Genomic DNA, 21025 nt, shown 5'->3' on the forward strand with positions numbered 1-21025 from the left:
ACTATGATTTTATCATAGAAAAGGATGGTGTCAATGTAAATTTTTAAGAAAAAGGTAGAGTGTTGACTAGTTGTTCAGGTTAATTGGAACTTTTCCACATTTGGATGGTACGCCCAATCTTTTTTCCCGATTCTAGTAAAATGGACAAATGAGTATGGTTTTCTATCACTTGGTAAACAGATTGATTTTTCACCTGCTGATTTGGAAGCGCCAGATATGGATGAAATTTGTCTACGTCGTATAACTCATCCTCGCTTCCAACAAACATGCCATAAGGCTGGTCCAGCCTTGCAAATTGTTTTTGAGGTGCAGATGGCGTTAAGGCAAGAGACATATTGATGGTAATGCCTGTTAAAAGAAGTGGATCTTGTGCAATCACCCATGCTGGGTAGTGAAATCGTACAGCTTCTGAATGCCCCATCAGCCTTCCTTTTGTCATCGCAGATAGCACGAATTTCCAAACTTGAACTGTGGCAAAAGGGACTTGATTAGACTTCGCTGTGTCAGATTTGTAGCCAAATTCAGGAGCAATAAAAAAGTAACCGTCTACTTTTCTTTTTTCATCCCAAGATAGATATTGAAGCAGCAATCCAGCTCCAGAGGAATGACCACAAAGATAAAGTGCTCCTTCGTGCTGCTGTTTGATGACATCCACAACTTGCGAAATATCTTGCCACACGTCAGTGACTTTGGGTGTATCCCCCTTCTTTCCTTCAGAATATCCGTGGCCTCTCAAATCCAGCAAAAACACATTCACGTGAAAATCATGTTGCAATGTATAGGCGATATGCTCATAACCAGCCAAGCTGTGAGCGCCTCCACCATGAATGATGATCACATTGGTCTGCGTATTTGTTTCTGATAAAAACGGATAATAAGCAAGACGTATGCCGTCATGTGATTGAATGAACTGTCTTTCTGGAATAGCTACAGGAGCTGCTTCCTGCATACTTGTAAATGAGAACGGTTCTGTTTCGTTCATAATTAACTTTTGATCCTCCAATTAGACACGAGAATGGCTAGAGCATTGCTGGCCATCCTCATGTTCGCATCCTATTTTGTCATATCCCTCAAAGGGAACGTCTTACTCTCAATAATAGCGACAATTTGTTTTAACGCTTGGTTCGCTTCGGGAATAGGGAAGACAGGAAAGACGTGATTCATTTTTGGGTATTCGATATAGTTGATGGGAACACCCTGCTTGTCTGCCATCTCTTTGAATTTCCGGGCATCTGGGAGAAAGAATTCATGAGTGCCAATAAAAACAGAAATTCGTCCTAACGATTTGATTTCTCCATAGATCGGGCTGATCAAATGATGTGTTTCATCTGTATCACCTGCATAGGCTTTGCCCGATTCGATCAGTAAATCTAGGTTGAGCATTGGCTCTTTTGGAACCATTTTAGCGATATCAGGATTACTTAATGTCACATCAAGCCATGGTGATAATAGAATTATGTTTCCAGGCTGCGGAAGACCTTTTTTTGCTAAGTATTGAGCAAAGGCGAGCGATAAACCGCCGCCAGCAGAATCACCCATGATGACGATTTTTTCTGGTGTTCCTTTTTCTAAAAGAGCTTGGTAAACTGGGAGAACACTCTCGATTGCATCCATATACTGATGATTCGGTGCTTTAGGATAAACTGGCACATACACCGTACTATTTAATTGCTTCGTCAATCGATCCAAGAAACGCCAATGCCATACGAGCGGCTGCTCAATATAGCCTCCTCCATGTAAAAATAGCACCTGATGATCATCTGGCTGCACATCTGATTTCAACATGTACGTATCGACTGAAAACGCGCTGCTTTTGGTGATATGATATTTCTTTTTTAACTTCTCAGGCAGCACATAAGGTAATTGATTCGCCATTCTTCGTTCTTCTAAATACCCCTCAACATTCAGTTTCTTCTTTGTAAGTACAAGTAACCATTCAACAAACAAACTTTGAATACTTCGCATACGATCGACCCCTATAGATAGAATGATGACAATCAATGTCTAGGAAAAGAATGGTTTCTCTTTTTCTAAAGCATAACATAAGAACTTGTGAATCCGTTAACTGCTTTGGACAGAATACTTTTTCTATACATCTATTCATTTATGAACACCTGTCTATTTATATTATATTTTCTAGATCCATCATCATCAATTGTCAATCTTTCAATCATTGTTCATTAATCAACACATATTCAAAAACTGTTCATTTAAACACAAAAAAGACGGGTGTTGACCACTCGTCCTTCTTCTTCCTCACTTCACTTCCTCATGCTCATGAGCAGTATCTCTTTTGCTCGCGATAAAGAGTGCACAGGTCATCGCAAGAATGGCCAGTGCCCACCAGAATGTCGATACGGCCTGTTCATGATCAATGATAATCAAACGGATGACAGCTGTGATGCCAATATAAATAAAATAGCGCAGCGGAAAATGAAAATTGGATTTAAAGTATTTAATAATTAAGGCAATAAACTCAAAATACATAAAAAAGATCAGCAGCTCGCCAAGCATTCCATAATAGCTTTCTCCTTTGTTAAACAATGTTTTATAGACGAATTGCACGATGTACCATGTTTCACTAATTAAGAGTACGCTTAGCGCAATCGCTAGAAAGAACAGGCAGATATTCAGAAGGGCTTGCAGAAGATCAGGTACCTTTTGGAAATTGTTGAATCGTTTCATCAGATTGTTTCCCCATTCCATGTTATTCATTTGCCACCTATATTTTGATGTGCCAGAAACGCAGCACGATGTAGTAAACGCCGTTCTTTTCCATCCTTTCAAACTGCCCGTGCATGCGGGACATCATTCGTTTTATGCTTCGTTCACCAAGTCCAGTGCTTTCCTGTGTGTCATTTGTATCGTTTATCGCATTGCTGATATGGATCTCAAAGATTTCTTGGTCGGATAGAAACGTGAGATTGATATCTTTTTTCGGGTCAGCGTATTTCAGTATGTTCGACATCAGATTATCAAATACTCGGCCAAGCTCCTCGACATTCACATTGATATAGCTGTCTGGCAGCTCTCCTAAAAGATAAACCTTAAATGTCTCTTGCTGCAAGATCGACACCTGATCTGATAAGAGATCGTAAATGACCTCTTTGACTGCAACTGTCTCAAGCTCAGGTTCATGTTCTTTATCAAGTAGAAAATAGGCGAACAGATTATCAGATAGATTTTTCAATTGCAGTGCTTTTTCATAAGCACTTGCTATATATTGATCCTTACGGGTATCCGCTCCATCCTCCTCTTTTTTCGCAAACTCCAAGTTCATCATCAGCGACGTTAGCGGTGTTCTCATATCGTGTGACATTTCAGTAACCAAGCTGCGGCTCTCTTCTTGCAACTCGTCGATGGCTTGAAGCTTGTCCAAAAAAGCTTTACGAAGGTCCTCAATACTTTTGGCAATCATCGCTAATTCGTCATGCCCTTTCACCGTCATCTCATAGTCCAGCTCGCCGCCTTCAAGAATATGAATGTCTTGGTGAATCGTTTGCAGGTAGCGTAAACTTTTGCGAATACCGAGAAGAACAATGAGGAGAAAAATAAGCGTTGCTCCGAGCAGCTCGAGCGTAAACGCAAGATCGTGGTAACGAGACGAATAGAAACCATCCACCATGACCCGACCTTCACCGTCGCTAAACTGAACAGGAAACGAATGATGATCGGCGTACTGGGTCACCTTTTCTTTTCCGTACGCCGATTCATCCGCAGATGAATAGATGGAGTCATATTGTAGCACCTCATCCTTGAAGATAGTCAAATTAATGTAATTCTCTTTTTTCACCCACTCACCAAACGCTTGTCGATCTGTTGAAGACAGCTTATTCTCAGACACATAACGACTGAATTTTTGAATATATTTAGCTGACTCCTCCTCGTAATACTCGTCCGAACTCAAGTATCCATCAATGAGCTCATTGGTGATCTTTTGCAGCGTCATAAAAACAAGACCGCTCACAATGGCAGCCACCAAAATCAACAATGCCAGCTTTTTAGCTAGCGTATACTTACGATGTGCCAAATCGGTATCCTCTTCCCCATTCGGTTTTGATATATATAGGACGTGCCGGATCATCCTCAATTTTGGCACGCAGCTTTCGAATATGCACCATCACCGTATTGTTAGAACAATAGAAATAAGGCTGTCCCCACACGCTCTCATAAATATTTTGAGCTGAAAAGATTTTGTTTCGCCTGCTCATAAGCAGCTTCAACATACGATATTCTAAATCAGACAGCTTGAGTTGTTGATTTTCTTTCCACACTTCATTAAATTCTTCGCTCACCCTTAGCTTGCCTCCAACAAGATAAGTTTCTTCCTGTTCCTTCTTTTCCTGATAGACAGTATACCTGCGTAATTGTGCAATCACTCTAGCATGAAGCTCCTCTTGTGAAAAAGGTTTTGTCATATAATCATCTCCGCCGGCAAGTAAGCCTTCGGTTTTATCGAATGTACTTGATTTGGCTGTTAGAAATAGAATCGGGACATTAGAAGAGGCTCTTATCTGTTGGCACGTTTCGATGCCTGATATGCCTGGCATCATCACATCCAAAATCACCAAATCGAGCGAATCGTCCACAAACTTCAATGCTTGCTCGCCATTCATCGCTCTCAGCACCTCATATCCAGCACGTGCAAGGGATTCCTGCAAAAGGTCTCCAATATCCTGATCATCTTCTACGACTAATATTCGATGTGTCATGTCTCTCTCACCTCATGATACGTGATGTACTTTCTTATGTCTTTACTATATATCATCTAGCTATGTGAAAAGATACAGCATAAATCTTAACAGTTTATGAAATTGACCGTTCTCCATCAATTTGTCACATTTATTTTCAAAGAATTAGATCTTCATAAATTGTTAAGAATTGGGACGTATATTGATTCATTGTAAGGATCAATGGATTGATCCTAATGACATTTATCATAACAAGAAAAGGGGCATGGATATGAATGCAAACAAAGTAGCACACGGACAACCGATGAGTCTGCGGGAACGGGTGCATTTCTTGGACATCGTACGAGGATTCGCCTTAATGGGAATTATTTTGGTCAACTATTTTTTGATTGTGGATTCGGTCAAGGGATTTGAGATGGAGTCTAATGATGTATCTCACAACTTGGTGAATTGGTTTGCTTCAGGAAAGTTCATTACGTTATTTTCCTTTCTATTCGGGGTTGGGTTTATGATTTTTATGGATCGAGCTGCTCAGAAGGTGGACAGTCCGAACAAACTGTTTGCCCGCAGATTAACCATTCTCTTAGGGTTTGGCCTTCTGCATTTAACTTTTGTTTGGATTGGTGATATTTTGGCCTATTATGCAGTTGCTGGCTTTTTATTGCTTTTCTTTTACAAACGCACAGCCAAAACCATCCGAAACTGGCTGATCACACTCTTTGTGATTCAATTGTTCACACCCTTTTTCACAATGCTGCTCAATACCATCAGTTCAGGATCATCAGGCAAGCCAGACTTTGCCGATTTTGAATTAATCAGCCACAACAGTCTGACTTATTTAGCATCTATTGGTGACCGGTGGGCAGATATGGTGACAATGGCTTCCAGTTCATTTTTCACTGTCTATTCCATGTTCTTCATGTTTTTACTTGGTGTGTATTTTGTGAAAATGGAGTTTTTCAAAAACATGGAGGCGAAAAAAGCAATTTGGAATCGCATTTGGATCATCTGTACAATCGCTTTTCTCATCACTCAAAGCAGTACGATCATAGTAGCGATCAATCCTTTTGAAAATACACTCTGGGTGAACATGGCCACTGCCCTTGAACAAAACGGAGGATTAACTGGCAGTATGTTCTATATGAGTACACTCGCGATGCTATTTCTACACGTTCCTCAGCTGCGAGGTGCTTTGATGGTCTTTACAAAAGTCGGACGGATGTCACTAACCTGTTATTTGCTTCACTCGATCATTGGAACCTTGCTATTTCTAAAGTATGGAGCGGGGCTTGTCGATCATCTTCAGCCGGCTGGTACGTTCTTCCTGGCTATTGGCGTGTATGTCTTCCTTGTGCTTTTCAGTACGTTTTGGTTAAAGCGGTTTAAGTATGGACCGATGGAATATATTTGGCGGCAGCTGACGTATGGAAAGGTAAAACAAATTTCTAAAGTATATACAGTACATTCATCCTCAATTAAAAAATAGTCTCGCAAATAATAAAAAACCGATTATCTCTTTGAGAAAATCGGTTTTTTTGCTTTCATAGTTGTCATTTTCTAATATGTCTAGTTTAACACTTCGAATGATTAGAAAAGATATTACTTTCCATTATTGATTACTTTTATCCATTAAGACTATCTCATTTAATTTCGACAAAAACTCTTTGTAATATCCACTTTCATAATGTGCATAACTTTTGCCAAATGGATGATTATAATGACCAATAAAAGACGTATCACGCATATCAATTGTTTTTATTTCTGGTATCAAATTTATTAAGCAATGATCCATTCTATCCCATAATATATTGTTCCTCTTTATAATATCTTGATTAGGGAAATCATTAATTTTATTGTTTGAATCTAAATATTTTGATGTTAACCGTCCTCTATTTAAAATTATTTTATCTGCCGGCATTATTTCAAGAAGTCTTTGAACAAATACTTTAAGTTTTTCTTTCCATAAATCTAAATACATTTCATTATTGGTATGAGATATGACAGGCTTATTTTTAATTTGTTTAAAGTATTTTGTTCGAGGAAGTAAGTAATTTAATGTGATATTTGCATTTTCCTTAATTTGAATGACTTCTCTACAAGCATCAACATAAAAATCTATTATTAAATAGTCTGCATTACTTTCTAATAAGTTTTCAAAAAAATCTTTTTGAAAATCTGATCTAATATAACTAATGTCTGAAGGTTTTAATCCACAATCAAGAAATTCAGTTTCATCAAACACTACTGGATCAGATACTATACTCATAATATTTGAATGGAACTGAGTATAAGAACATTTGTATAGTTTTTTGTAGTATGGATTGAAAAAATCTGATGTATTAAAAGCATTTCGACTATAACAAGTACCTAATATTGCAATGTTTGTTAGATTATCTCGAGGTCCTCTATCAACATTTACCCAAACTGAATAAGAATGTGCACCATTTACAAATAAAGTAACTTTTTTATTAGTCGACATTATTTTCTGCTTGCTATTAGACGATAAAGGTATATCATAACAAAACTCACCATCTTGTCTACATCTGATAAACAAATCCCATATATCCTTGTCTTTAAAATTGGGAATCAATTCAGCAAGAGAAACTTTGATATCAAAAGTTAAATTATCATCCGTTGATATTTCATTTTCAACTTCATTGAAATATTCAAAGTTATCAGCTACTTTCCCACGGAGTTTACTAACTAAGCTGTACCTCTTTTCACCTCCAATTTTCGGTAAATCCCCTTTGAAATAAAAAACATCTTCATTTTCTGAAACAGAAGAAACCAAGGAAGCAAACTCTTTCTGTTTAATTTGTAACGTAATTATATTTTGTTGAAGAGTTTGTAAGGCTTTTATAGAATAAAACAAATCATGAAAATCTATTCTTATAGAAGTGAGCTGCTCGAAATTTGCTGCCACATAAATTTTATTTTTGGAACTTTCGACTTTCACAAATATATCCCATGATGTTTGGTTGGTTATACTATGAAAGAATTCTTTAAAATCGCCTTCAATTTGATACTTATTATCTATATAAAAAAGTTTTGTGGAGACCTCTTGTGTATATTCTGTCAAAGAATTATGATCTCTTTTACGCAAGCATAAGTATGTTTGGAACTGTTGGATATCTATTTCCTTTGATTCCAGTTCCACTATTCCTTTTACCCCATCTTTTTGAATTTCTAAAAGATGAATATTACTTTTAATCTCTACAGTCCTTATAAATAACGCCAGCGTTTTAGCGCCTTTTGTTATAAATGGTACTACTTTATACAAATCTCTTTCAAAAATATGATATTCAAAATTAGAATGAACCTCAGGGAAATTCACCCCAACTTTTTCATTTCCATTTACGTAAAAACAGTCCCAAATGATTTCTTTATCATGAAAGGTAGAGATATCTAATATTTCATTTACGTTCATTTTAAAGATTGCAATTCCATTATTTATAGAACTATGAAAGTACACTCCACCATACAAATTCAAATTACTACTACTTTGTCTTTTCTGCCACAGCAATGTCAAGTTATTATTTGATGTATCACATTTAACTTTCATTTCCATATCGCCAGTTTGTTTGTCAAAAATATACGATATTATATTTGCATGCATAATGAAATTACCCCTCATATCGGTTATTATTTGGTCCAAAACTGATTTAAAACCAGTCTTTTAAGCATATGTAATCTTTCCTAACTAGTTTTATTTTACATGATAAAGAATAATTTAACATTAATTTTTATTAAAGAAAAAAGGCGAACTTTAGCAGTTCGCCTTTTCTGTAGAAGTTCAACTTTAATATTGATCCATCATTTCTTGCAATTGAGTCAAATAACTCTCTTTTAATTCATCGGGGTATTCAATTTTCACATGTTTCCCAAATGAGATCAAATAGTGAGTCATATACGATAATTCTTCTTGGTTGTATCCCCCTACAATATAAGGCGTATCATCAATGGTCTCCAATCTCATATTCGGATAATGATTCTTCAAAAACTTCTCTTTCCCTTGTTCCGTTAATCGACATTTAAAAGAGATATCATGATAGGTTTTTTCGTATTTGAGCTGCAGTGCTTTTAATTCTTCCTTCGTAAAAGTGTCTTTCGTTTCTTCTTCGATCATCATGTCCATCATACAATCACATCTGTAGATGCCCCACTTTTTATTCTGAACATCATATGCTTCGGTAAACCAAATCCCATTTCGATAAAACAACTCAAGAAATTGTAGCCTGATCCTTTTATTTTCATATTGAATGTATGTCATCTTCACGATTTGATCTTCCATCATTGCCTGCAATATCAAATCCAAATGATTTTGTTCACTCACTGGCGCGACATGATAGTAATGAATCACATCCAAAATCTCCGTGATCCGATGTTTTCTCTCATCAGACATTGTAGCAAACAGTTTTTGGCGAATCTGTGAGTAAGACTTTTTAAATGGTGTTGCTGACAACAGATCTAAGGCTTTAAGGGCGAAAAAAATGGCTTGAACTTCATCTATTTGAAAATAGATCGGAACCAATGGAGATTGATTCACGAGCCGATATCCTCCATGTCTGCCATTTTCAACATAAAAAGCTAAGCCCATGGACTCTAGCTCTTCCATATCTCTTAAAGCCGTACGTTTAGAAATGCCGAATTCCGATTCTAAATCCTTTAACTGAAATGAATATTTATCACTTAAAAAAATAAGCTCTTGGTTTAAGCGTTCTGATTTTTTCATTTGATTTTCCTTCTGAAAAAGGTGACATGTTTTGTCACCTTTATATTTTATACTCAGTTTATCAAAAGAAAAGGAGCATGCATATGAAAACATTCATTATTAACGCGCACCCTGATTTCACTCATCAAGAAAGTTATTCAAACAAACTGCAAACACTATTTTTAGAACAGTTCAAAAAAAGATTCCCTCATGAGGAGCCAACAATTTTACATTTATATGGAACTGAAATTCCTCGTATCGAAAAAGACCAGCTGCTACGTATTTGGGATAAGCAGGCATCTGAACAATCATTAACAGCTGCGGAGGAAAAAATCGCCGCTGCTTCATCTGCTTTATTGGCCCAATTCAAAGCACATCATCGAATTGTGATCGTGTCACCTGTTCATAATTTCAATGTGACGTCACGTATGAAAGATTATATAGATAATATCTTCATTGCTAGAGAAACGTTCAAATATACAGAAAATGGTTCAGTTGGTCTGATGACTGATGATTATCGTGTACTTTTGCTTCAAGCAAGCGGCTCAATTTTCACAAATAACGATCGCTACACACCTCTGGAATTCTCACATTACTACCTAAAGGAAATATTCCAAAACTTGATGGGTTTTCATCAATTTCATATTGTCCGGGCACAAGGAACAGCGATTTTAGATCAAAGGACTATCTTACAATCTGCATCTGATGATATGACGAAAACCTTAGATGCGTTTTATGCACCTCGTTAACCTCTATTTTTTCAAGACCCAGAACGAAAAATTTTGCTCACTTGTCATCAATCTTATTTTTTCGTTTTGGGGTGACTCCTATCTGCTAGTACAAATATTATTGATGACTAATGCTGCCGTTTCACTCGGATGGCTAAGAGGGAAATGGTGGCCATACGGAACAAAATCAACCTTCCCAAGATGCGATGGCGCAGAATAGCCTCTGTCATACTCCCCCCAAATCATGTGAAGATGATCCTTTGTGACTTCTTTAAAGTCACCTTGATCGGTTTTCAGTAATAAATGGTTAAGCTGAACCGTCGTATTTAAAATTCTAGGAGAAGTAAAGCTGTTTCTGATTTTTTCAATATAATGTTCAGGGATGCTCTCCGTGCTTTCAAACAAACCATTTCTTAACACATAACGCTCTATCAAATGAGTCGTTGCCAATCTTAATGTCCATTTGTTCAGAAATTGAGGAACATGTAGTGATTTTGCCTTTTGTTTAGCAACAGGCGGCTGAAGTAAAGTGATTGAATACTTCTTATCTATGTACTTTTGTGTCAAAGCTTCTAGAAGAATATACGCACCGAATGAATGGCCGATTAGATGTGCACCATTCGTCGCTTTTTCTATTACTTTTTTCACTACATTTAAATAGATATCTAGAAGATGTTTCTCTCGTTTAAATGGAGAACGCCCCAAACCAGGAAGGTCCAAAATCCATACAGGTTGACCTGTTTCCTCATGAAGCTCCTGTGCTAAAGGAAATAAATCTTCTCCATCACTCAATAAACCATGTAATAAAATAAACGGCTTCCCTTCTCCTTGTAATTGGTAAAGGGTGTTATTATCGCATAATGTTCGTTTAAATAAATGTTGGTGCTCACCATTTTGGGCCATCATTCGATAATCTAGATCAGCTACTACAGCAGGGAAAAATGTCATGACACTCGTCTTCTTAAACCAATCTTCTCCCATTATTTTTTTCACTGAAACATTTGAGAACATTCGTTTTGTCATAAAATTCAATCCGTCAGAAGGAATGTTTGTGAGTTTACTTACACCACTCTTCATGATAGCTTTCATCAGTGGCATAGGAACAGAGATGCTAGGTGCCTTCATATTCATACTTTCTGACATAATACTTAATAGTCCAGCAACGTTCTGATCGTGCTCTTTGTCTTCAACAAGTGTATATGTTTGAATAGCCGGCTGCTCCAACTTGAAAACCTGTACAATAAACTTCGCAAACTCATCGTTTGAAATAAGTGGTAACCGATAGTCCTTACCTCCAGGAATCACCGGCATGAGCCCTCTTCGCATACTCTTTACAAGCAAACCCAATCCTGCAATTTGTTCTGTACTCCCTGTTTGACTACTACCAACGACAGTTGGCGGATTAATGACAGAAAGCGGATAACCTACTGCTGATGCCTGTTGACGAATATAAAGATCTGCTAAAAACTTTGTTCTCTCATAAGGATTTTTTATTTTCAAGTAATCGTTTCCTTCTTCAAACACGTCGATAGCAACCTTGCTATTTTGATCATCAAAGGGACTCATATAACCGACAACATGAATAAATTGTTGCAACCCCTTCGATTGATGAATACTTTTAGCTAACTCACTAATGTGTTTGGCGCCATTTAAAAAGACAGAAGCTGCCTCTTTACTGGTTGCTTGAATATCCATCGTGCCTCCTGCGTGAATGATCACATCCGTTTTCAATACCCTCTCCTGATCTTCAGGACTTAGACCCAAATCGACTTTCGTCAAATCACCTTCAACAAAGTGCATCACTCCCTTTTTTAAAATGCCTCTTTCTTGAAAAATGCGTGTTGCTTTACTTTTCGACCTTACTAAAAGAAAAATGTTCACATCCTCTTTCGCTAATTCTTCGACTAATTGCTTTCCGATAAACCCTGTTCCACCAATTAAAAATACTGTTTTCATATGAGGTCTCCTCTTTAGTACTAAACAGTACTAATTTTATGTAAAAAAAATGCTTCTTTATCGAAGCAAGTTAAATAAATGATCTGCTGTTTTTGTGATGACAGTGGCATCCTTCAATGTTTCTGAAATAAATAACGCTCCTTCAAGATTTGTCATAAAAAGTGATGCCACCTCATCAATCTGAATCGAATCTCTGAATTCCCCGTTCTCTACCCCTTGTTTCAGTAATAGAGAAACTTTCTTTTGTAATCCTGTAAAAAAAAGACCTATTTTTTCTTTTATTTGTGTGGCCTTTGCAGGACTTTGAATATAAAGAGTAATAAATGGACAGCCGCCCTTATACTCTCTCGACTGAACTCCTTGTGATAATTGCTTTAAAAACAGTTGAATACGATCTTCAACTGAAAATTGGGTCTGAGACAGTACGTCATCCATTGCAGATTGATACATATCAATCCAATAATCAACGACCCCTTCTAATAATTCCTCCTTATTAGAAAAGTGATAATACACATTAGACTTTGATACTTTGCTAACACGAACTAATTCGTCCATACTCGTATAAGCAAATCCTTTTTCTAAAAATAATGTTGCAGCTACTTCAAGTACACGTTTTTGATTCATTAATTTTATCTTTGTCATAATTAGAACTATACAGTACTAAATTATATGTTGCAAGTATTTATGATTATTTAGAAAAAATGATTATTACAAACAATTCTATATAAAGGGTAATGTTATTTTTCAAGAGGTTTTGAACGTAATGATAGAGAAAATAGAGAAACTCGAAACACTACACAAGAAATATAGACGATATGACGAATAAACAAAATAGGACCAGGTTCTCACTTTCATGAGCGTCTGGTTATTTATTTTGATGACTAATAAACAATACCTAAATGTGTCTATGAGGTTTCATTGGCATATATACCTATTAAATAAAACTAATAATTGTATTGATAGCCAAAAATATCTATGTTATCATAATATTGTAATTTATTTCTAACTTTAGGAGGTTTTACTTTATGAAAAAATTATTACTCATCCCCATTATTTCCCTAGGATTATTTAGTGGAATAACTGATGATGTATCTGCTGCTGAAACAAAAAACTACAATCAAAATCAAAAGCTTTATCATGAATACATCTAGCAGTATTCATGATAAAGCTTTTGAACTGAAAAATGGAGGTATAGGTAATGCTCATACCAGCAAGTATTATCCCATTAAATATTATAAATTTTATTTTGATGGTTATGAGGGCGTCTCTGTAATATTTGATAGTAAGGGATCTCATAAAATAAGTATATTAAATGGGAATTTTTTTGAAGTTGGAACAGACATTGCATTTTTTCCGGACATAACTTTAGGTTGGAATTATATTGAAGTAGTAGATACAAGACCTAGTCTTGGCGCATCATACTTTGATTTATATATACAATGGAATTAATTTGTTAGTACATATTTAGGAATTGTTTATTTAATTTTGAGATTATAAGACCCAGACGGCAATTAAAAGCTATCTAGGTCTTACTTTATTTATTATGTCATTGTAGAATTGCAATATACAATTCTACTAAACGGTCATTTCAGATTGTTCAAATTGCATATTTTTTAAGTTTTAATTAGAAATTATAGTCTTTTTAATATCCATTATAATTATACCTTCATTTATTTACTCTGCTCTGCAATGATAGATCATTTTAAGTCCCTCAAAATCACCAATTGTCATAATGCTATTACAAATTTCTCCGATCAAAATTTATCGATCATCTTGGTTGTCTCATAGTATCACCATCCTCTTCAAGTTGTTATTCTGATTCATTTGATTCCATAGATTAATACGTTTAAACAATAGAAAGGAGATTCCCTTTTTTTAAAGCGTTAGGATCTACCTACCTCCATCTTCCCCACAGTGCCAAGCATTTCAATTAAAATGTATTGCTTGAGTAATCTCATTATCAATTTACTACAACGTGATAATAGACTTGCATTATGCTGATAATGAGCTAGATATACTAGAAAAAGTCCATCTGATAGATGAAAGGGTTACAGTGAAAGATAATGTTAATCTAAATAATAATGAAGTAAAATATTATAGTCTGGATGAATTAAAACAAATACTCGATAACACGAAAACCTATAAACACCAGCGATACAAAGATTATCAGATATGCTTACGTACTTTTTGAGAGAAACAGACTTGCTTATAAGCGGAGCGCTAATTTTAAAGTGGTAGGGGATCTTGAAGAAATAAAGTGAATTTTGAAAAGATAGGTTAGATGGGATAACAACAATATAAAGTAACTTTAACAACCTTAAAGAACACATCATCACCTTATCGCATGATTAAATGGTGCAGTATTAGAAGAACTTAAAAAATTCAAGTTGAAACAGAATGAATTGAGATTACTGAGAAAATAGAAGAAGACGAACTAAAAAAGTTCGCCTCCTATGCAAAAGATAATATCTAATTTGGTATCGCCGATCTCATTATTCTTACAATACCTCTAGGCTTTTCAAGGATTATTAACCAATCGAACCTTCCATTTCAAACTTAATCAAACGGTTCATTTCAACGGCGTATTCCATTGGTAGTTCTTTTGTGAATGGTTCGATGAAGCCCATGACGATCATTTCTGTTGCTTCTTCTTCAGAAATTCCGCGGCTCATCAAGTAGAATAGCTGCTCTTCTGATACTTTTGATACCTTCGCTTCGTGCTCTAATGAAATGTTGTCGTTTAAGATTTCATTATAAGGAATCGTATCAGATGTTGATTTGTTATCCATGATGAGTGTATCACACTCGATGTTTGAGCGTGCACCCTCTGCTTTGCGTCCGAAGTGAACGATTCCGCGGTATGTGACTTTACCGCCTTGTTTGGAAATCGATTTCGATACGATCGTTGAAGATGTGTTTGGTGCAAGGTGAATCATTTTTGCACCTGCATCTTGGTGCTGACCTTTACCTGCTAGGGCAATACTTAATGTCATACCACGAGCGCCTTCACCTTTTAGGATAACCGCTGGGTATTTCATTGTCAGCTTAGAACCGATGTTTCCATCAATCCATTCCATTGTTGCATTTTCTTCACATACTGTACGTTTTGTCACAAGGTTGAAGACGTTGTTTGCCCAGTTTTGAATCGTTGTATAACGGCAGTAGCCGCCTTTTTTCACGATGATTTCAACAACCGCACTATGAAGTGAGTTTGTTGTGTAAACTGGAGCTGTACAACCTTCTACGTAATGCACATGTGCGCCTTCATCAACGATGATCAGTGTACGTTCGAACTGACCCATGTTCTCAGAGTTGATTCGGAAGTATGCTTGAAGTGGTGTATCTACTTTTACGCCTTTTGGTACGTAGATGAATGAACCACCAGACCATACAGCCGAGTTAAGCGCAGCAAATTTGTTGTCAGTCGGAGGAATGACTTTTGCCCAGTGCTCACGGAAGATGTCTTCGTTCTCTTTTAATGCACTGTCTGTATCTTTAAACACAATGCCTAGATCTTCAAGATCTTGCTTCATGTTGTGATACACAACTTCAGATTCATACTGAGCAGATACACCTGCTAAGTACTTTTGCTCTGCTTCAGGGATTCCAAGCTTATCAAAGGTTTGTTTGATTTCTTCTGGTACTTCATCCCAAGAACGCTCAGAGCGTTCTGATGGTTTTACGTAGTACGTAATTTCATCAAAGTTTAATGCATTTAAATCTCCGCCCCATTGTGGCATCGGCATGTTGTAAAAGTGCTCAAGAGATTTCAAACGGAAGTCGAGCATCCACTGAGGCTCTTCTTTCATACGAGAAATTTCTTCAACGATCTCTTTTGTCAGTCCGCGCTCTGAACGGAAAATGGAAACGTCTTTATCAGAAAAGCCGTATTTATATTCACCAACATCTGGCATTTTTTTAGCCATCCATTTTCACTCCAATCTTATGATTTGCCGTTATCTTCGGCAGATGCGCCTTTTTCAAGCGCCTTCCAGGATAATGTTGCACATTTGATGCGCGCTGGGAATTTTGCCACTCCCTGCAGCGCCTCAATGTCACCAAGATCAATGGAATCGTCGTATTCTTTTCCTAGCATCATATCGGAGAAAATCTGAGACATTTTCAAAGCTGTTTCAATATCTTTCCCTTTAATCGCCTGCGTCATCATAGAGGCAGATGCCATCGAAATCGAGCATCCTTCTCCTTCAAATTTCGCATCCATGACCTTTTCGTCTTCGATTTTCATCGTGAGACGAATGCGGTCACCACACGTAGGGTTGTTCATATCGACGACAATGCTGTCGTTTAACACACCTTTGTTTCTCGGATTTTTATAATGATCCATAATCACTTGTCTGTACAGTGTGTCTAAGTTTACATTAAAAGACATTCGTAAAATACTCCTTTGTCTTACGGAGCGCTGCCATGAGCTCGTCAATCTCCTCTTCTGTATTGTACAGATAGAAGCTTGCTCTTGCAGTCGCTGATACACCAAGCCATTTCATGAGCGGCTGTGCACAGTGATGTCCAGCACGAATGGCGACACCTTCCGTATCTAGAACAGTTGAGGCATCATGAGGATGGACGTCGTCCAAGTTAAACGTCACAAGTCCAGCTCGGTGCTGCGGTCCGTAAACCGTGGCACCTTCAAGCTCCTTAAAGCGCTCAAGTGCATAAGTCGCAAGCTGATGCTCGTAACGGCTGACTTCCTCCATTCCGATGTCATTTAAGAAATCAATCGCTTTTCCGAGCCCAATTGCTCCTGCAATAATCGGTGTTCCCGCTTCAAATTTCCACGGCAGCTCTTTCCATGTAGAATCATATAGATCCACAAAGTCGATCATTTCACCGCCAAACTCAGCAGGCTCCATATTATTCAAAAGGTCCTTCTTCCCGTAAAGAACACCAATGCCAGTCGGTCCACACATTTTATGCCCAGAGAAGGCGAAAAAGTCGCAATCCAAGTCCTGAACATCAATTTGCATGTGAGGGGTGCTCTGGGCACCATCGACGACGATAATTGCACCGTGATCGTGAGCAATCTTTGCGATGTCTTTAATTGGGTTGATGGTTCCTAATACGTTTGAAACATGTGTGACAGCAACGATTTTCGTTTGATGTGTGATGGTTTGCTTCACATCTTCAAGCGACAGCGTGCCGTCTTCCTGTAACGGAATATATTTCAATGTGGCGCCAGTTGCTTTTGCTGCCTGCTGCCAAGGGATGATATTCGCATGATGTTCCATATGCGTAATGACGATCTCATCGCCTTCTTTAAGGTTTGCTCTAGCATAGCTGATTGCCACTGTGTTCAGTGCTGTTGTTGTACCTCTAGTAAAAATAATCTCCTGGACAGAAGAAGCGCCAATGAATGCTCGAACTTTCTCTCTTGCACCCTCGTATGCGTCCGTTGCTCTTGTGCCAAGGGTATGAACACCCCGGTGGACGTTCGAGTTGTAAGACCGGTAATACTCATTCATTGCTTCAATGACAACTCGTGGTTTTTGAGATGTCGCTGCACTGTCCAAATAAACCAAATCATGTCCGTTCACTTGCTGATGAAGGATTGGAAACTGCTCACGAACGTCTTTGATATTCATTATTTTACTTTCCTTTCAATCACAGAAACGAGCTGCTTTTTAACTCCTTCAATCGGCAGTTCTTTGACGACTGGATTTAAGAAGCCATAAATGACAAGTCTTTCTGCATCTTCTTTGGAAATCCCACGGCTCATGAGGTAATAGAGTTGAATTGGATCAACACGCCCAACAGAAGCAGCGTGCCCTGCTGTTACATCATCTTCATCGATTAAAAGAATTGGGTTAGCGTCACCGCGTGCTTTCTCACTCAGCATGAGAACACGAGATTCTTGCTCTGCATTTGACTTCGTTGCGCCATGCTCGATTTTACCAATCCCGTTAAAGATAGAAGATGCTTGATCCTTCATGACACCATGCTTCAAGATATACCCTTCAGAGTTTTTACCGAAGTGGATGATGCTTGTTGTGAAGTTTTCCGTTTGATTCCCGCGGCCAACAACAACTGATTTTGTATCACCGAATGTACCGTCGCCCATAAGCTTCGTGATGTTTTCAGACACGACATCTCCATCATTCATCAGGCCAAGTGCCCATTCGATTTTACTGTCACGACCATTTGCCATACCACGTCTATTCACATAGACTGTCACACCTTCTGCAAGGTTATCCACTGCACCGTAAGTGACGCGGGCATTTGCACCCGTGAAGACTTCAGACACGATATTGAAGATCGCTTCTTCTGGTGTTGCCGTACTGATGTAGTTTTCGACATATGTCACAGCACTATGATCGTCTGCTACAACGATGACATGGTTGAACAACGTTGTTTTGTCATTTTCATGAAGATAAACGGCTTGAATGGGTGCTTCAAGCTCTACGTTTTTCGGTACATAGAGGAAAGCTCCGCCATTCACTAAAGCAGCATGTAGAGCTGTTAATTTGTGCTCATCCACTTTCACTGCATCTGTCATGAAATATTTCTTCACTAGGTCTCCATGTTCGCGAATCGCTGTATGGATATCAGTGAAGATCACGCCTTTGTCTTTTGCTTCCGTAGAAAGAGACAAGTATGCTGGCGTTTGATCACGCTGTATATAGACTGTCTTATCCGTGTCCTCTAAATCAATAAGAGACTTCACTTCTTCAGGAAGCTCTTCTAAAGATCCAAATGGCGCACTTTCGACTGTATGCTGTTTGAAATTGGTTAAATTCCATTTAGAAATATTCGTTTTGTCAGGCTTTGGCATTGGAAGGTCTTCTGCTTTTTCAAGAGCCTGTAAGCGAAGGGAACTCATCCATGCCGGTTCCTGATGCTTCTCGGAGAAGCTTTTGACATAATCTTGATCTACTGATAATTTCGTTTCTAATGTCATCAATAATCCTCCTAACGCTTACGCTTCTTGACCAACAGTTTCGTCTTCAATTCCTAACTCTTTTTTAATCCAGTCATAACCTTCTGCTTCTAGACGCTGCGCGAGTTCTGGTCCGCCAGATTTCACAATACGTCCTTGCATCATGACATGAACGTGATCTGGTGTGATGTAGTTCAATAAACGCTGATAGTGAGTGATCATTAAGCAGCCAAAGCTTTCGCCGCGCATTTTATTAATTCCTTTAGAAACAACTTTCAGCGCATCGATATCAAGACCAGAATCGATTTCGTCAAGAATGGCGATTTTTGGTTCAATCATCATTAATTGAAGAATTTCGTTGCGTTTTTTCTCCCCGCCTGAGAAACCTTCGTTTAGGTAGCGCTGTGCCATATCTGGGTCCATTTCAAGGAATTCCATGTTTTCGTCCATTTTGCGGATGAATTTCATGAGAGAGATTTCATCGCCTTCTTCTCTGCGTGCGTTAATAGCCGAACGAAGGAAGTCTGCATTTGTCACACCACTAATTTCAGATGGATATTGCATTGCAAGGAAAAGACCCGCTTGCGCGCGCTCATCTACTTCCATTTCAAGAACATCTTCGCCATCAAGCAAGATGCTGCCTTTTGTCACTTCATACTTAGGGTGGCCCATGATAGCAGCAGATAAAGTAGATTTACCTGTTCCGTTTGGTCCCATTACTGCGTGGAATTCTCCACCTTTTATTTCTAGGTTTACACCTTTTAAGATTTCTTTCCCTTCAATCTCAACGTGCAAGTCCTTAATTGTTAATGTCGAAGCAGTCATATATCGATACCTCCAAAATAATCATTATTCTCAATTTATTCTCATTCTAATTTTATAACAAATTAAAAGTGAATACAACACATTCACGACAAGCGTGAGAGGATGCTCTCAAAATTCTAACAAAAAATACAGGTAGATAAAAGGATTTATGTCGAAAAGACAGTTTTCATAAAGAAAGGACGGGAAACTATTCTCCCCGTCCCTTAGCTATTTAATAGCCTTGTATATTCATTTTTGCGAGCTGCCTTTTCTCATCTCGATAGGACTGCTCTCGTTTATATTCCACTTTCATCCTTAAGTCATGGTCTCTTTCGTACTCTGCATAGCTCATGCCATGAGCTTTATGCATGGCCTTTTCCATCTCGGCGGTATAATCCAATCCCAGTGTACTATGGTCCGAACAAATAATAAACCATTCCCTTCTTTGAGTGTAGCTTTATTGTATCAAAGACATGCGGCTTCACTCAAAAGGGATATAACACGCTATGCTGGCATATTTTCTCACACAACCGGCTGAGAACGACTCAACTCACTGAGATGGATAAATACCATCTTATCCTTCCCTTAATGCGTCTGTCCTCCAAATTCATCGATACATTGCTGAACAACTGTTATGCCTTGACTTAGCGCAGCACCGCCGCCAAACGCTGCCGCCACACTGACGACCTCTAGCAAATTCTCTTCTGTTGCGCCTTGATCGAGCGCTCCCTTTGTATGATAGATCATGCAATATTCATCCTGTGCATGAATGCTGATGCCGAGGGCAATCATTTGTTTTTCTTTTTGTGTTAATGAATCGCTCTGAAAGCACTGCTCCGTAAATTCATTGAATTTCTTGCCAAACACCGGCATTTTCTTCTGAAATTCACCCATTGCCGTTTTATAATCCGTCAGTGATTGCTGCATCGATCCGCTCATATGTTGTTCATTCATCTTCATTCCATCCCTTCAGGTCATTTGTTCGTTTTTATTATGAGCGAGATTTGAAAAAATACACAAAAAAACCTCGCTTTGATGAAAGCGAGGTTGCAGATGATTGACAAAGGGCTAAAATGATCTTTATTTTAGCCCTTTGTCTTCTTTTTTCAGCGTGATAGAAAACCTTTGCAGTCTAGGAAGGGCGAGTACCGGAGCAGAGCGAATTTGACATTCGTGAGCACCGGAGCGCAGACCTGACAACGAATGCGAGGGTTTGTCTACACGTTGAAACCTCGCTTTGATG

The 21025-nt window shown here is 38.1% G+C and carries 20 protein-coding genes; 4 read left to right on the forward strand and 16 right to left on the reverse strand.

What is annotated here, in order from left to right:
- Positions 1-79 precede the first annotated feature (79 nt).
- The 5 genes from MKY11_RS15735 to MKY11_RS15755 form a co-directional block, all read right to left on the reverse strand.
- Positions 80-982, reverse strand: coding sequence for an alpha/beta fold hydrolase (locus MKY11_RS15735; RefSeq protein WP_061420116.1), 903 nt, complete (start codon positions 980-982; stop codon positions 80-82).
- A gap of 71 nt (positions 983-1053) precedes the next feature.
- Entirely contained in the window at positions 1054-1965 is a 912-nt protein-coding gene (locus MKY11_RS15740) for an alpha/beta hydrolase (RefSeq protein WP_342501589.1), read from the reverse strand.
- Positions 1966-2256: 291 nt separating this feature from the next.
- Entirely contained in the window at positions 2257-2685 is a 429-nt protein-coding gene (psiE, locus tag MKY11_RS15745; RefSeq protein ID WP_008346998.1) for a phosphate-starvation-inducible protein PsiE, read from the reverse strand.
- A gap of 37 nt (positions 2686-2722) precedes the next feature.
- On the reverse strand, positions 2723-4030 hold the full coding sequence (locus MKY11_RS15750) for a HAMP domain-containing sensor histidine kinase (protein WP_039168972.1): 1308 nt from the start codon (positions 4028-4030) through the stop codon (positions 2723-2725).
- Positions 4017-4712, reverse strand: a complete 696-nt coding sequence (locus MKY11_RS15755; RefSeq protein ID WP_039168974.1) for a response regulator transcription factor — start codon at positions 4710-4712, stop codon at positions 4017-4019. The genes MKY11_RS15750 and MKY11_RS15755 overlap by 14 nt, the downstream gene beginning before the upstream one ends.
- 250 nt (positions 4713-4962) lie before the next feature.
- Between MKY11_RS15755 and MKY11_RS15760 the strand changes: the two genes are divergently transcribed.
- Positions 4963-6177, forward strand: a complete 1215-nt coding sequence (locus MKY11_RS15760; RefSeq protein ID WP_039168976.1) for a DUF418 domain-containing protein — start codon at positions 4963-4965, stop codon at positions 6175-6177.
- Positions 6178-6300: 123 nt separating this feature from the next.
- On the opposite strand, the gene MKY11_RS15765 is transcribed toward MKY11_RS15760, so the two are convergent.
- Together MKY11_RS15765 and MKY11_RS15770 are read right to left on the reverse strand one after the other, a co-directional pair.
- Positions 6301-8307: a DUF6270 domain-containing protein gene (locus tag MKY11_RS15765; protein ID WP_060811905.1), complete on the reverse strand. Its 2007-nt coding sequence runs from the start codon at positions 8305-8307 to the stop codon at positions 6301-6303.
- Between the two features lie 183 nt (positions 8308-8490).
- On the reverse strand, positions 8491-9423 hold the full coding sequence (locus MKY11_RS15770) for a WYL domain-containing protein (protein WP_342501590.1): 933 nt from the start codon (positions 9421-9423) through the stop codon (positions 8491-8493).
- Positions 9424-9506: 83 nt separating this feature from the next.
- On the opposite strand from MKY11_RS15770, the gene MKY11_RS15775 reads away from it, so the two are divergent.
- On the forward strand, positions 9507-10151 hold the full coding sequence (locus MKY11_RS15775; protein WP_024719774.1) for an NAD(P)H-dependent oxidoreductase: 645 nt from the start codon (positions 9507-9509) through the stop codon (positions 10149-10151).
- A gap of 78 nt (positions 10152-10229) precedes the next feature.
- Here the strand turns inward: MKY11_RS15775 and MKY11_RS15780 are convergent, their stop codons facing one another.
- Both MKY11_RS15780 and MKY11_RS15785 read right to left on the reverse strand, forming a co-directional pair.
- Positions 10230-12086, reverse strand: coding sequence for an alpha/beta fold hydrolase (locus MKY11_RS15780; protein ID WP_342501591.1), 1857 nt, complete (start codon positions 12084-12086; stop codon positions 10230-10232).
- A gap of 57 nt (positions 12087-12143) precedes the next feature.
- Positions 12144-12710 (reverse strand): TetR/AcrR family transcriptional regulator, encoded by a 567-nt coding sequence (locus MKY11_RS15785; RefSeq protein WP_048002053.1) that lies wholly within the window; start codon positions 12708-12710, stop codon positions 12144-12146.
- Between the two features lie 401 nt (positions 12711-13111).
- On the opposite strand from MKY11_RS15785, the gene MKY11_RS15790 reads away from it, so the two are divergent.
- Both MKY11_RS15790 and MKY11_RS15795 read left to right on the forward strand, forming a co-directional pair.
- The gene (locus MKY11_RS15790; RefSeq protein ID WP_342501592.1) at positions 13112-13237 is read left to right on the forward strand and encodes a hypothetical protein; all 126 of its coding nucleotides are present in this window, start codon (positions 13112-13114) and stop codon (positions 13235-13237) included.
- Entirely contained in the window at positions 13224-13535 is a 312-nt protein-coding gene (locus MKY11_RS15795) for a hypothetical protein (protein ID WP_342501593.1), read from the forward strand. Before MKY11_RS15790 ends, MKY11_RS15795 begins: the two co-directional genes overlap by 14 nt.
- Before the next feature lie 1079 nt (positions 13536-14614).
- On the opposite strand, the gene sufB is transcribed toward MKY11_RS15795, so the two are convergent.
- The 7 genes from sufB to MKY11_RS15830 form a co-directional block, all read right to left on the reverse strand.
- The gene (sufB, locus tag MKY11_RS15800) at positions 14615-16012 is read right to left on the reverse strand and encodes a Fe-S cluster assembly protein SufB (RefSeq protein ID WP_007500362.1); all 1398 of its coding nucleotides are present in this window, start codon (positions 16010-16012) and stop codon (positions 14615-14617) included.
- A 17-nt stretch (positions 16013-16029) separates the two neighbouring features.
- Complete coding sequence (gene sufU, locus MKY11_RS15805; RefSeq protein ID WP_003212941.1) at positions 16030-16476, reverse strand: Fe-S cluster assembly sulfur transfer protein SufU; 447 nt, start codon at positions 16474-16476, stop codon at positions 16030-16032.
- Positions 16466-17686, reverse strand: a complete 1221-nt coding sequence (locus MKY11_RS15810; RefSeq protein WP_058336897.1) for a cysteine desulfurase — start codon at positions 17684-17686, stop codon at positions 16466-16468. Before MKY11_RS15810 ends, sufU begins: the two co-directional genes overlap by 11 nt.
- Positions 17686-18999: a Fe-S cluster assembly protein SufD gene (gene sufD / locus MKY11_RS15815; protein WP_058336898.1), complete on the reverse strand. Its 1314-nt coding sequence runs from the start codon at positions 18997-18999 to the stop codon at positions 17686-17688. Before sufD ends, MKY11_RS15810 begins: the two co-directional genes overlap by 1 nt.
- Positions 19000-19017: 18 nt before the next feature.
- Positions 19018-19803, reverse strand: coding sequence for a Fe-S cluster assembly ATPase SufC (gene sufC / locus MKY11_RS15820; RefSeq protein ID WP_007500355.1), 786 nt, complete (start codon positions 19801-19803; stop codon positions 19018-19020).
- A 211-nt stretch (positions 19804-20014) separates the two neighbouring features.
- Entirely contained in the window at positions 20015-20152 is a 138-nt protein-coding gene (locus MKY11_RS15825; protein WP_162835676.1) for a hypothetical protein, read from the reverse strand.
- Between the two features lie 215 nt (positions 20153-20367).
- The gene (locus tag MKY11_RS15830) at positions 20368-20736 is read right to left on the reverse strand and encodes a carboxymuconolactone decarboxylase family protein (protein WP_003212803.1); all 369 of its coding nucleotides are present in this window, start codon (positions 20734-20736) and stop codon (positions 20368-20370) included.
- Positions 20737-21025 lie beyond the last annotated feature (289 nt).

Source organism: Bacillus sp. FSL W7-1085, from assembly GCF_038595035.1.
GTDB classification, from domain to species: domain Bacteria; phylum Bacillota; class Bacilli; order Bacillales; family Bacillaceae; genus Bacillus; species Bacillus altitudinis.